This window comes from Herbaspirillum hiltneri N3, from assembly GCF_001267925.1.
GTDB classification, from domain to species: domain Bacteria; phylum Pseudomonadota; class Gammaproteobacteria; order Burkholderiales; family Burkholderiaceae_D; genus Herbaspirillum; species Herbaspirillum hiltneri.
Map to the genome: position 1 here is coordinate 4,516,349 of NZ_CP011409.1, position 13,021 is coordinate 4,529,369.

General features: G+C 60.9%; 13 protein-coding genes. 3 read left to right on the forward strand and 10 right to left on the reverse strand.

Annotated elements, in window-relative coordinates:
- Positions 1 to 30: 30 nt before the first annotated feature.
- From F506_RS20420 to F506_RS20450, 7 genes are all read right to left on the reverse strand, one after another.
- Positions 31 to 1,104: an adenosine deaminase family protein gene (locus tag F506_RS20420; protein ID WP_407638192.1), complete on the reverse strand. Its 1,074-nt coding sequence runs from the start codon at positions 1,102 to 1,104 to the stop codon at positions 31 to 33.
- Positions 1,105 to 1,258: 154 nt separating this feature from the next.
- On the reverse strand, positions 1,259 to 2,224 hold the full coding sequence (locus F506_RS20425; RefSeq protein WP_053200487.1) for a nucleoside hydrolase: 966 nt from the start codon (positions 2,222 to 2,224) through the stop codon (positions 1,259 to 1,261).
- A 37-nt stretch (positions 2,225 to 2,261) separates the two neighbouring features.
- Complete coding sequence (locus F506_RS20430; RefSeq protein WP_053200489.1) at positions 2,262 to 3,278, reverse strand: ABC transporter ATP-binding protein; 1,017 nt, start codon at positions 3,276 to 3,278, stop codon at positions 2,262 to 2,264.
- Between the two features lie 6 nt (positions 3,279 to 3,284).
- A complete protein-coding gene (locus tag F506_RS20435; protein ID WP_053200491.1) occupies positions 3,285 to 4,064 on the reverse strand; it encodes an ABC transporter permease in 780 nt (259 codons plus the stop codon).
- A complete protein-coding gene (locus F506_RS20440) occupies positions 4,061 to 4,870 on the reverse strand; it encodes an ABC transporter permease (protein ID WP_235471259.1) in 810 nt (269 codons plus the stop codon). Before F506_RS20440 ends, F506_RS20435 begins: the two co-directional genes overlap by 4 nt.
- 181 nt (positions 4,871 to 5,051) lie before the next feature.
- A complete protein-coding gene (locus F506_RS20445; RefSeq protein WP_053200495.1) occupies positions 5,052 to 6,098 on the reverse strand; it encodes an ABC transporter substrate-binding protein in 1,047 nt (348 codons plus the stop codon).
- A 58-nt stretch (positions 6,099 to 6,156) separates the two neighbouring features.
- Entirely contained in the window at positions 6,157 to 7,260 is a 1,104-nt protein-coding gene (locus F506_RS20450; RefSeq protein WP_083458123.1) for a porin, read from the reverse strand.
- Positions 7,261 to 7,522: 262 nt separating this feature from the next.
- On the opposite strand from F506_RS20450, the gene F506_RS20455 reads away from it, so the two are divergent.
- On the forward strand, positions 7,523 to 8,440 hold the full coding sequence (locus F506_RS20455) for a LysR family transcriptional regulator (RefSeq protein ID WP_053200497.1): 918 nt from the start codon (positions 7,523 to 7,525) through the stop codon (positions 8,438 to 8,440).
- A gap of 84 nt (positions 8,441 to 8,524) precedes the next feature.
- Here F506_RS20455 and F506_RS20460 read toward each other — a convergent pair whose 3' ends face one another.
- The 3 genes from F506_RS20460 to F506_RS20470 all read right to left on the reverse strand — a co-directional run bounded on the left by F506_RS20460 (position 8,525) and on the right by F506_RS20470 (position 11,497).
- A complete protein-coding gene (locus tag F506_RS20460) occupies positions 8,525 to 9,340 on the reverse strand; it encodes an SDR family NAD(P)-dependent oxidoreductase (protein WP_053200499.1) in 816 nt (271 codons plus the stop codon).
- A gap of 90 nt (positions 9,341 to 9,430) precedes the next feature.
- Complete coding sequence (locus F506_RS20465; protein WP_053200502.1) at positions 9,431 to 11,044, reverse strand: L-lactate permease; 1,614 nt, start codon at positions 11,042 to 11,044, stop codon at positions 9,431 to 9,433.
- Between the two features lie 114 nt (positions 11,045 to 11,158).
- Positions 11,159 to 11,497 carry an NIPSNAP family protein gene (locus F506_RS20470; RefSeq protein ID WP_053200504.1) on the reverse strand — a complete coding sequence of 113 codons (339 nt, stop codon included), beginning with the start codon at positions 11,495 to 11,497 and terminating at the stop codon, positions 11,159 to 11,161.
- A gap of 96 nt (positions 11,498 to 11,593) precedes the next feature.
- Between F506_RS20470 and F506_RS23355 the strand changes: the two genes are divergently transcribed.
- Both F506_RS23355 and F506_RS20475 read left to right on the forward strand, forming a co-directional pair.
- Positions 11,594 to 11,962 (forward strand): hypothetical protein, encoded by a 369-nt coding sequence (locus F506_RS23355; protein ID WP_144424134.1) that lies wholly within the window; start codon positions 11,594 to 11,596, stop codon positions 11,960 to 11,962.
- A 9-nt stretch (positions 11,963 to 11,971) separates the two neighbouring features.
- Positions 11,972 to 12,865 carry a helix-turn-helix domain-containing protein gene (locus F506_RS20475; RefSeq protein WP_053200506.1) on the forward strand — a complete coding sequence of 298 codons (894 nt, stop codon included), beginning with the start codon at positions 11,972 to 11,974 and terminating at the stop codon, positions 12,863 to 12,865.
- Positions 12,866 to 13,021: the final 156 nt, after the last annotated feature.

Below are 13,021 nucleotides of genomic sequence, written 5' to 3' on the forward strand. Positions count from 1 at the left end.
CTCACAGGGCGCGGCTTTTTTGTGGGGCAATTACATCGCGAGCCGGCCGCGCAGGGATTCGAACGCAGCGCTCCATTCCTGCCGCCATTGGCGACGCTGGTCGTCGTCGATCCAGGCGGCGTCCAGGCCGTTGAGCATGAAGCCGTGCATGTCGTCGATGCCGAAACCGAATTCCATCATCATCAGCCAGGCGCGCGTCGGGGTCACCAGATGCAGCGTCGGGTCGTCGGTATTCGGATGCACGCGCAGGCCGGCGCGCACCATCGCGCGGATCGGGTGGTCCAGCGCCCAGCGCGCCGGTTCCAGCGTACGCAGATAGTAGGAATTGGTCGGCACCACCGTGAAGATCATGCCGCGCTCTTTGCATTTCTGCAGGAAGGCCGGATTGTCGACCACCGTATAGCCGTGATCGATGCGATCGACCTTGAGCAGATCGATCGCGCTTTCCACGTTCATCCACGGCATGCCGAACTCGCCGGCATGCGCGGTAGTGCGGAAGCCGGCGGCGCGCGCGTCGCGATAGGCTTTCCAGAACAGTTCCGGCGGCCGGTCGTTCTCGCGATAATCCATGCCGATGCCGATCACTTCCGGCTGGCGATGCGCGCACATCCATTCGACCATCGCCACCGCTTCGTCGGGGCTGGCTTCCCGGTCGATGCTGGGAATCAGCCGGCCGATCACGCCGAAGTCGCGCTGCGCGTCGCGAATCGCCAGCACGATGGCGGCCTGCGCCGAGGCGTAGCTGATGCCGGAAACGCGCACGGTGCCGGTCGGGTTCCAGAAGAACTCGGTGTAGCGCACACCGTGGCGATGCACATCTTCCAGATATTCGTAGGTGATGCGATGCAGGTCGGACGGTCCCTGGATCAGGTGGGCGTCGAGTGCGCGCAACACGCGCAGCACGCCGACCGGCTTTTCGCCGCGCGTATAGAAGGTCTCGATCTCGTCGTGCGAGATGCGGTTGCCGGCCTTGACGGACAGGTCGATGAACGTCTGGCGACGCACCGTGCCAAACAGATGGCAATGCAGCTCCATCTTGGGCAGGGCGCGCACGAACTGCTCCAGGTTCAGGGGACCGGCCGTGTCGATTTCCGCGTCAAGCATGGCCATGCTCCGTAGCGGCGGCAACGACGGCGGAAGCATCCATTGTTCTCATAAAGCGCACATCCATATCCATATGCAAAAGCGGTTGTCGCCATCTCCGTGGCGGCACTGCGGAAAAAGTGATCGGCAAGGCGATCAACAAAGCGACCGACGACTACAGGGCGCCAAGCAACTCCTGCATCATGCAGGCCATGGCGCGCTCGCCGTCGACCGTCATGGCGACCTCGACATTGGCTGCGGCGCGGCGCGGAACACGGAATTCGCACACCGTCATGCCGCGCGTCAGCTTGCCCTGCAGTTCGATGTCCACGCGGGCAGGCTTGAAGCTGAACAGCTCCGGACGGCGCAGATAGATCGCGACTGCCGGGTCGTACATCGGCATCGGCACCGAGCCGTCGGGACTGCGGATGCGCAGGTAAGCTTCGAAATAGCCTGCCAGCCATTTGGCCCGCAGGGTGCCGAGTGCGCGTACTTGCTGCACTTCGGTCGCGGTCACCAGCAACTGGCGGCACAGGTTGAGCCCGAACATGCGCAACGGCACGCCGGCGTTGAAGACGATATCGGCGGCTTCGGGATCGGCGTAGATGTTGAACTCCGCCGCAGCGGTGTGATTACCCTGGTCGGCCGAACCGCCCATGAGGATGATCTCCCTGATCTGCGGAGCGATGTCGGGGGCGCGCTGCAAAGCGGTGGCGATATTGGTCAGCGGCGCAATGCACATCAGCGTGAGCTGGCCGGGATGCCGGCGCACCGCTTCGATCAGTGCATCCACGGCGTGCGGCAGCGGGCTGCGCTTTTGCTGCTGTTCCAGTTCGCGTTCGACCTGGCCGATATCCACTGTCGGCAAAGGTTCTCCAGTGGTGGCCATGCCGTCGTCGCCGAGGATGCACTGGGCGGTCTCGACGGCGCCGCTGAGCGGCGCTTCGCAGCCGGCATAGACCGGCACTTCCAGGTGATAGTGCTTGCGGATGCGCAGGGCGTTGTCGTAGGTCACCGACAGCGGTGCATTGCCGGCCACCACCGAGACGCCCAGCCATTCGACGTCGAGGTTGGCCGACAGCAGCAGCATGGCGAGCCAGTCGTCAAATCCGGGATCGGTATCGAGCCATATTTTTTGCATGATGTTTTTTCCTGCCTGTTATTTTTATGAAATGCCCTCAGGCCTGCAACAACAGAGCCTGGCCGGCAGGCAACGCGAAGTCGACGCTGTCGCCTTCGCGCCAGCGCGCCGTGGCCGCGGCGGCCATGCCCTTGACCGGACCGACGGGTGTCTGCAGCAGATATTCCACCGCATCTCCGAGGAAGCCGCGCGACAGCACCGTGCCATTGTATGGACCGGTCCCGACCGTCACGCGCTCCGGCCGCCAGCCGGCGCACACGGTGCCGGCCGGCGGCGCCACGGCGAACGGCAGCTTGCCGCCTTCCCCGTGGAGGAAGCCTTCGCGATAGTCGAACAGGTTTTCAAAACCCATGAAGTTGGCGACGAAACGCGTGCGCGGCGCGTTGAAGAGATTTTCAGGAATGTCCAGTTGCTCGATCTTGCCGCCGTTCATGACGACGATGCGATCCGACAAGGCCAGCGCTTCTTCCTGGTCGTGCGTCACGTACAGCATAGTGATGCCCAGTTCGCGCTGGATGCGGCACAACTCGGCGCGCATCTGCACGCGCAGTTTGGCGTCGAGGTTGGAGAGAGGTTCATCCAGCAGCAGCAACTTCGGCTCGATCACGATGGCCCGCGCCAGCGCCACGCGCTGTTGCTGTCCGCCCGACATCTGCGCCGGCAGCCGTGTTTCGAAGCCGCTCAGGCCGACTGCGGCGATGACGCGTTCGACCTTGCTGCGCAGCGTGACCGCGTCGACCTTGCGCAGACGCAGGCCGAAGGCGACGTTATCGAATACGTTCAGATGCGGGAACAGCGCGTACGACTGGAACACCATGCCGATGTTGCGCTTGTTGGGCGGCAGGCGGCCGATGTCGCGGCCGTCCAGCATGATGCTGCCGGCACGCAGGTCGATCAGGCCGGCGATGGCGCGCATGGTGGTGGTCTTGCCGCAGCCACTGGGACCGAGCAGCGAGATCAGTTCACCCTGCTCCACCGCCAGGTCCAGGTGTTCGACGGCGGTCTTGTTCTTGCCGTAGCCGAGCGCCAGTTGATGTAGTTCAAGATAGCTCATCGTGTCTCACATGTATTTTGAAATGCCCAGCACCTTTTCCGTCACCAGCACGAAGGCCATGGTGAACAGAACCAGCAGCGTCGACAACGCCGCGATGGAAGGATCGAAACTGTTTTCCATATGGCCCAGCATTTCGATCGGCAAGGTGCTGATGCCCGGACCGGTCAGGAACAGCGAGACCGGCACCTGGTTGAACGAGGTCACGAACGCCAGGAAGAATGCGGCGATCACGGCGCTGCGGATGTTCGGCAGCACGATCAGGAAGAAGGTCTGCAGGCGCGATGCGCCCAAGGTGACGGCGGCTTCCTCGATGTCAACGCGCAGGTTGACCAGGCTGGCATAGACCACGCGCACGGCATACGGCGTAAGCAGACCGATGTGGCCGACCAGCAGGCCGAGGAACACCGGCGCATCGGCCACCAGCACGAAGTGGCGCAACAGGCCCAGTCCCACCAGCATGGCGGGAATGATCAGCGGCGAGGTCAGGACCTGCTTGATCGCCCCCATGCCGGGCGGCGGCATGCGCGACATGGCGTAGGCCACCGGCACGCCGAGCAGCAGCGCGATGACGGTGGCGAGCAGGCCGATTTCCAGGCTTGTGCAGAAGGCGCGCTGGAACTCGTCTGCGACCAGCACTTCGCCGATCCAGCGCAGCGAATACGAAGCCGGTGGGAACGCCAGCGTGTCGCCGGCGCTGAAGCCGGCCAGGAACACGATGACGAACGGCCCCAGCAAGAACAGGAACACCAGCCACAGCATGGCGCGCGAAAACAAACCTTCTTTCATACTGTGCTCCGGCTGGAAGAGATGCGTTTCAATCCGGCGTTGACGGCCAGCGTCATGAGCACCAGGATCACCGCGATGACATTGGCGGTGCCGAAGTCGCTTTCCACGCTGACCTTCTGGTACAGCAGCGTTTCCAGCATCAGCACCTTGGGTCCGCCCAGCAAGGCCGGCGTGACGTAGGCGGTGACGCAGCCGGTGAACACCAGCGTGCCGCCGACGATCAGTCCTTCCTGCGTCAGCGGCAGGGTCACGCGCGTGAAGACCTGCCAGGCGTTGGCGCCGAGCGTGGAGGCTGCCAGCGTGATGTCGCGCGAGAGGTTTTCCATCGAACTCACCAGCGACATGAGCATCAGCGGCAGCAGCAATTGCAGCAGGCCGACGAACACCGCCATCTCGCTGAACAGCAGGCGTTGCGGCTCATCGGCCAGGCCCAGCGAGAGCAGGACGGAGTTGATGGCGCCGTTGCGGCCGAACAGCACGATCCAGGCGTAGGTGCGCGCAATCGGCGACACCATCAGCGGCAGGATCATCATGCCCAGCACCATGCCGCGATAGCGAGGCGCGACACGCACGATGGCCTGGGCGGCCGGATAGGACAGCAGCGCCGACACCAGCGTCACCAGCGCGGCGATGCGCAGCGTACGCAGGAACACCTGGCGATTGAGCGGCTCGGCGAAGAAATCGGCAAAGCGTCCCAGACCCCAATGCGCCGCCGGCGCGTCGACGCGGAAGGCTTCCAGCAGCAGGGCCAGCACCGGCAGCAGGAAACACACCACCGTGAAGATCAACGCCGGCATGACGAGCATGACGCCGTTCCATTTTTTATGATGCACCGACATCGGCCTGGACTCCCTCTTCCCTCTGCTGCTGTTTCTGTTGTTTCTGTTGCTTCTGTTGTATCCGTCGTTGCAAATGCACAAGCCCGGCGCTGCGCGAGCACCGGGCGGCTCCTGCATCGGCAGGATGTTTGGCCCCGCCCGCGGCCTGCTACTTGCTGATGCCCTTGTTCCACTGCTCCATCCACGACGAGCGATGCTTGAGCAGGGTTTCCGGTTTGACGAATTTCAGCGAAGCGATGTGATCGGCGCCGTAAGTGTTGAACTCGGCCTTGTCCTTCGGCAGGACGACTTGCGTGTTGACCGGCGAATCCACCAGGTCCATCGCCAGCGCGGTCTGTACTTCCTTCGAGAGCCAGAAGTCGATGAGCTGATAAGCCAGGTCTGCATTCCTGGACTTGTTGACGATGCCCATCACGTTCATCCCGGCGGCCTGGCCTTCGGTGGGGATGCTCCACTTCAGCGGCAAGCCGGTCTTGGCCAGCTGCGCCCAGGTGAAGCGCGCCACCGGCGCCGCCCAGATTTCGTCCTGGGCGAACAGCGACGACAACTGCGCGCTGTTCTTGGAGAAGGTCACGACGTTGTTCCTGATGTCGAGAATCTTTTGCATGCCGGTAGCGAAATCGTCACCCTTGCCGTTCCAGGCGATATCCGCCATCTGCAGCGCCAGGGGCCCCTGGGTCGTGCTGACATCAGGCAGGGAGAGATGGCCTTTCATGTCAGCACGCCAGAGGTCTTTCCACGACGCCAGCGATTTGATCTTGTCGGTGCGATACACCAGGCCGACCGAATAGATGGTGTAGCCAACGGCGAAGTTGCCGCCGATCGGATTCCTGGCGAAATTGTAGATCTGCCCGTAGTTCTTCAGCCGGCCATAGTCCAGCGGCTGGATCAGGCCCTTGCGCGCGGCTTCCAGCATGCCGAAGTCCGACAGCAGCACCAGGTCGACCACGGGATTGTCGCGACGCGCATCGAGCTTGGCGATGCGGTCGGCGTTGTTGCCGGTTTCAACCACGATTTCACAGCCGCATTTTTCCTTGAACGGCGTATAGACGTATTTGGCAAACAGCGGCTGGGCAATCGGATAGGCCGACAGGACCAGGGTACGCTTCTCGGCATGGGCAGACGCGGCGGTCAGGCTGAGCAAACCCGTAACGAGGCTCAGACCCAGACCCGCCAGTGATGCTTTTTTCAAAATGAGATTCCTTTCAACATGGATGCGATGCCCATTTTAGGCCGAAGCGCTTCCCGCGATCTTAAAACACGTGGCGCATGCCGATCATCAGGACACCCTGGTGCTTGTCGCTGGACGAGGGGAAGCCGAAGATCGTTGCGTTCTTGGCGTCGCCCGCAGCGATCTGGTAGCTGTAGGTGATCGCGACGTCGGTGCGCTTGGACAGGAAGTAGTCGGCCTGGAAGTTGAACTGATGCCACTTCGGATTGGTGTTGATGGTGTCGTACTTGCCGACGGTGTAGAAATAGGATGCTCCCAGGTTCAAAGCCTGCGTGAAGTGATTCACCAGATTCAGGTCCAGGTTTTGCAGCGTCAGCTTGGTGTTGTCCAGGTAGTCGTACTTGACGTTGCTGTACATCACGCCAAAATCGGTGTTGCCAACCGTGTAGAAACCGCCGGTGCCCGCGATGCGCTGCTTGCGCACGCCGATGGTGCTGTTGACCGCGCTCTTGTTGAAGATGAGCAGCGAGCTGGCGTAGTCGTTGCTCATCGCACCGTCCGGGCTCTTGCTGCTGTTCGGCGTGTCCATCTGGGTGTAGGCGACGGCCCACTTGAAGCGCTCGCTCTTGTAACCCGAGCCGATGCTCATGACGCGGTTGATGCTGGCGTCGCCCGCCGCTTCGCCGAAACCGTAGAGTGCGGTGACGTTGAAGTTGCTGAATGTCGGGCTGATGTACTTGACCGAATTCTGCGCGCGCAGGTTGTTGTAGCCGTTGTCATTGTCGCCGATGTGCACGCCGTTGCTGGCGATCACGACCGGGCCGAGGTAGTCCTTGACGGCTTCATACTGGCGTCCCAGCGTCAGCGTGCCGAAGTCGGTATTGCTCAGGCCGACATACGACAGGCGGCCGAACAGGCGGCCGTTTTGCGCCGCTGCGCCGGTCATCACGTTGAAGCCGTTCTCCAAATTGAAGATGGCCTTGGAGCCGCCGCCCAGATCTTCCTGGCCGCGGAAACCGATGCGCGGATTCTGGTTGGTGCCGCTCAGCGCTTCCAGATTATGCGGACCGCCCTGGTTGGTGAGATAGCCGACGCCGCCCGAAATCAGTCCGTAAATTTCCAGTTTGCTTTGTGCATGCACCTGAGCCCCGGCCAGCATTGCTGGCACTGCGACTGCGCCGATCATCCATTGTTTCATCACCATCCCCCGGGAAAAAGGCCCTCAGGCCAAAGTAAAGTCGGACATCGATCCCGTGAACACCGGATATCGATTTCGTTTGAATTCTGTTTGCCGAAGTGGAGAATAGGCGATGTCAAACAATAATATAATTTGTTTATATTTATAATTTAATAAATTAAACTTATAACCATGCGGAATCGGTACCGAATTAATCCGTAAACGATATGCCGACCGCCAACCGACCACGCCGCAACCGCGCCCCATCGCCATGATCAAGCTCACCAACAAGGTCACGCTGCGCCACCTGCAGGCCTTCGCCACGCTCGCCGGCACCAACAGTTTCAGCAAGGCGGCGGAGCAGCTCTCGGTGACCCAGCCGGCGCTGAGCGCCTCGATCAAACAGCTGGAAAACCAGCTCGGCACCAAGCTGTTCGACCGCACCACGCATCAGATTGCGCTGACGGCGCAAGGCGCGGTGGTGCTGGAATACGCCAAGCACCTGCTCAATACCGCCACCAATACCTTCGACGACATCCGCCACGCCATCGGCACCGGCCGCCACCGCGTGCGCATCGGCGCTATTCCGTCGGCGGTGACGCTGACCGCCGCGGTCATCGCGCGCTACAACGAAGCGCACGACGAGCACGTCGAGATCCTGTTGTCGGATATGCCCAACGATGCACTGTTGTCATCCTTGCATACGGGCAAGCTGGATTTCTGCGTCGGCATCAAGCCGCCCGATTCCATGTCTCTCGATACGGTGACGCTGTTTGAGGATGAACTGGTGCTGATCGTGTCGAAAAACCACCCACTGTCGGACTCGAAAGAAGTCCATTGGCGCCAGATGGCCGGCGAGGAAATCGTGATGTTCGCGCAGGGCAGCGTGTGGGAATTCGCTTCTGCCGCGCTGCTGCAGCATGGCCTGGCGGCATCGCGCCGCTATCAGATGGTGCACAGCGAATCGCTGTACGGTGTGGTGCGCTCCGGCATCGCCGTTGGCATCATGCCGAGTCTGTACACCAGCTACCTGCGCGACGACACCTTGCATGTCGCCCCGCTGCGCTTCCCCACGCTCAAGCGCAAGATCGTGCTGATGCGGCGCAATGAAGTCAGCCGCAGCGAATGGACCGATCACTGCTTCCGAGAATTGCGCAATGACCTGAAACAGGCCAATCACTGGTTCTGACATCGTGGGATGGGCTTGCAACGCCACCCATTCCCCATAAAAAAGCCACGTGGATCGTGGCGTTTTTCCTGATCGGCAGCGTTCCTATTCCGATGGCCGCGTGGACGTCAGCCCGGTCGGCGGACCATCGATCGCGGTCCAGCCGCCATCCACCAGCAGCGAACTTCCAGAAATATAGCTGGCCGCGTCCGACGCCAGGAAGGCGGCAGCCGAACCGACTTCCGACGGTTGCCCCCAGCGATTGAGCACGGTGTGGCCGGCGTAGGTCTTGAAGATGTCCGCGCGCTCCTTGAGCGGCGCGGTCAACTTGGTCTCGATGATGCTCGGCGTGATGGCGTTGACGCGCACGCCGTAGGGTCCCATCTCGGCAGCAAAGGCTTTCACCAGTTGTGCGATGCCGGCCTTGGACGCGGCATACACGCCCAGTCCCGGCTCGATCGTTACGGCGCGCATTGACGAGCATGCAATGATGCTGCCAAAACCCTGCTTCATCATCGGCCGCCCAAAGCTGCGGAAGAAATTGAAGGCGCCCTTCATGTTCAGATTCATCACGCGGTCGTATTCTTCTTCGGTGTAGTCAATGATCAGCTTGCGAATGTTGAGCGCCGGCGTGCTGACGGCGATGTCGATCTTGCCGAGCAGTTGTAGTGCATGCTGCGCCAGCACCTCAATGTCCTTGCCGTCGGCGGCGTCGATTTTCATCGCGGTTGCCGACGCCAACCCGAGGGCCGAGATTTCCTGCGCCGTGGCCTCTGCGCCGGCCAGGTCGGCATCGGCGCAGATCACCTGCGCGCCGAGGCTGCCGATGGCCTCGGCGGATGCCTTGCCGATACCTGAGGCGGCGCCGATCACCACGGCGGTCTTGCCGCTCAGGTCGAACAGTTTCTTGTAGTCCTGCATTGCTTGCTCCTTCGATGAAGCCGCAGCGCACTTACGCGCGGCAGCTTCGTTATAAAAATCATCATTGCTGCAGGAAGACATTCCCCGCGCTTACAGCATCCACGACAGCACCGGCGTCGATTGCAGATACACCAGCGTCGCCATCATCAGCAGGAAGAATAGACTCCAGCCGATCACTTTGCGGAAGATCAGGCCTTCCTGCCCGATGATGCCGACCGCCGCTGCACCCACCGCCAGGCTCTGCGGAGAAATCATCTTGCCGAGCACGCCGCCGGAGGCATTGGCCGCCGCCAGCAGCGCCGGCGACAAGCCGGTCTCATGCGCCGCCGCCACCTGCAAAGCGCCGAACAGGGCGTTGGCAGAATTGTCCGAGCCGGTCACCGCCACGCCGATCCAACCGATCACCGGCGACAGGAAGGCAAACGCCGATCCCGTCCCCGCCAGCCAGCGCCCCAAGGTCGCGGTCTGGCCTGAATAATTCATGATGAAGGCCAGCGCCATCACGCACAGCACCGTCGGCACCGCCCAGCGCATCTGCACCAGCGTCTTGCCGTAGGTTTCCACCGCAGCACGCGCCGATACTTTCAGCATCATCGCACTGATCACGCCGGCCAGCAGCAGCAACGAGCCGGCTGCCGACAAGCTGTTGAGCGTGAACATGGTGCCGATGGACTTGCCTTCCTGCGTACTGATAGCCAGACCCGGCCAGGCGAACTTGAAGGTGCCTACCCCCAGCCACTTCTGCACCAGGCCGAACTGCACCACGGTAAAGATCGCAATGATCAGCAGGTACGGCGCATAGGCCAGCATCAGTTGCTTGCGCGAGTGACCGATAGCTATATGCTCGGCCTGCTTGGTGACGTCGTTCTGGAACGCGTCGGCGGGCAACTTCGTCGGCTTCCAGAATTTCAGCAGCACCATCACGCCGGCAGCCGAAGCCAGCGCGCCCACCACGTCGGCCAGCACCACCGAGAAATGGCTTGCGCTGATCCATTGCGCCGCGCCGAAAGCAACTCCCGCCACCACTGCCGCCGGCCAGGTCTGGCGCAGACCGCGCTTGCCGTCCATGATCCACACCAGCGCCAGCGGCACAAAAGCCGCGACCACCGGCGTCTGGCGTCCGACGTGATGCCCCAGCTCTTCGAACGACAGGCCGGTCACTTGCGCCAGCGTTGTGATCGGTACCGCCAGCGCGCCGAACGCCACGGGCGCAGTATCGGCCACCAGTGCAATCACGGCGGCCTTCAAAGGATGCAGGCCGATCGCCACGAGCATCGCGCCGGCGATTGCCACCGGCGTGCCGGCGCCGGCCAGCGCTTCAATCAGCGCACCGAAACTAAATGCAATCAGGATCGCCTGGATGCGCGGATCGTCGCTGATCAGCGCAAAGCTGTCGCGCAACACCGCAAAGTGGCCCGAGCGCACCGTCAGGTTGTACAACCAGATCGCGTTGACGATGATCCACAACACGGTCAGCACGCTGAACACCGCGCCGTAGACACCGACATTGGCGACTGTCGCCCATGGCATGCCATAGATGAAGCCCGCCACCACGGCGCAGATCAACAACGAAATCGCAGCCGATACATGCGGCGAAATCTTCAGCCAGCCGAGCATCACGAACATCGACAGCAACGGCAGCATCGCGCATAGCGCAGACGCGAACAGCGATCCGTTGACGGGATCGTAAATTTGTTGAAACATGGTTCTCCTCCAATATGGATGATTATTTTTTTGTAAGCGTCAAAGCGCTGGCGGATTGCTGACTGATGGTTGTACTGGTCCTCGCCTGATCGAAAAATGGATATGCGCTTGAATTTATTTCTGCGTGAGCGGCCATTGCAGCGGCGCAAATTTGGCCGGCGTCATGAGCTGGTTTTCCTGCGATACCAGATACGCGGCGTTGGCGCTCTTCTCGAGATAAGCGGCCCAGGCCGGATCAGCTTGCAGACGATCGCGACGTGCATTGCGGTCGGCGGCGTCCTGGTAAACCCAGATGTGCGTGTAGCAATTCAGACGCCCTGATTCGGCGACCAGATAGGCCAGCGGTTCGCCAAGATGCTTGCGCTGGATGTCGAAGCCGTGTTCTTCGTACAGCGCTAGATGTTTTTTCAAGGTACCGGGACGCGCGGTGTAGGTGCGGACGTCAAGCAACATAAACTTCCTTTCGAGTGATGCAGACAAGATGTAAAGATTTCAGGGACGAATGCGCCCCCGCGACCGTTTTTCAGGTCGCGTCGGAAAAAGCTTCGTATGGAGATGGAACCGCCGGGCGGAATCAATGAAGCACATCCGGAAGACGTTTCCGATGCGCGTATTGAATCGGCATTGACCAGCGTGGGTCAGATGCTAACCAAGCCGTCCGAACGCACGGTAGGACTTAATTTCTTTTCTATTGGATTTTTCCACCGAAAGCCGGAACGCGCCGCAACGTGCAGGCTTGCACGCGATGCAGCTGCAGTTGCGCGGCTTTTCTTTTTACGTGCGCTTGTATATCCTGTGCCGGTGCATCTACGAGCGCGAGAAGATTTCCGGAGAGGAAATCACGGCGACACGATGTGCAGGAAGCCGACCGAAATCAATCACAACAACACGGCGGAGACATTGCAAGACGAACACTGAAGCGACCCCATGAAAGACATCCGCTTTCCCGACGACACGCCAAATTTCGAGGTCTCCGATTTCAGCGGCGGCCATACGGAATTCGTGTTCGACCTAGTCAAGCTGGAAGGCCGCAACGAAATCCCGCGCCCTTTCCTACATCGCCACAGCTACTATCACATCCTGTGGATGAGCAACGCACAGGGTAACCACGTGCTCGACTTCGACAACTACGGCATCGTTCCGCATTCCGTGTTCTTCATCTCGCCGGGGCAGATTCATGGTTGGACGTCGGAGATCGATGCCAGCGGCTATGCGATCAATTTCAGTCCTGAATTCTTTCTGCAGATTTTTCCACGCATCGAAGAACTGGCGGAGTTTCCCTTCTTCCACATCGCCAACGCCGATCCGGTGCTATACCTGACGCCCCAGCAACATGACGAACTGTTCCCGCTGCTTAAGGAAATAGAAAAGGAGAATGCCGGCGACCAGCGCTGGCGTTACGACATCGTGCGCTCCTTCCTGCAGATCCTGTTGACCAAGCTGCGTCGCCTGCACCAGCCGCACGACGCCGAATCGGTGCTGCCGCGCAGCTACAGCCTGACCAAGCGCTTCAAGCTGCTGATCGAACAGCACTACCTCGAGTTCGGCTCGGTGCAGGACTATGCGGCGCGCCTGTTCGTCACCGACCGCAAGCTCAATGAAGCGGTCAAAACCACCACCGGACGCACCGCCACGCAGTTGATCCACGATCGCATCCTGATGGAAGCAAAACGGCTGCTGGCGCAATCCGAACTCAGCATCGCGGAGATTTCATATCGCCTCAACTTCGACGACTTCGCCTACTTCTGCCGCTTCTTCAAGAAGAATGTGCAGATGACCCCAGGTGAGTTCAAGAAAAAATTCTCCGCGCCACTGCCCTGATCTTTCCGCCTGCCGCACCCGGTACTTTCTCCGAGAAGTGCAGCAAATCCACGGATTAGTCCTATCACCCGCCAATCGCCGGCTTGTATTCTCGTCCTGCTGAAAAGCGGTCTTGCACGACCGCTTGCTTTCCCCTGTCAACCACAACAGCCGGTG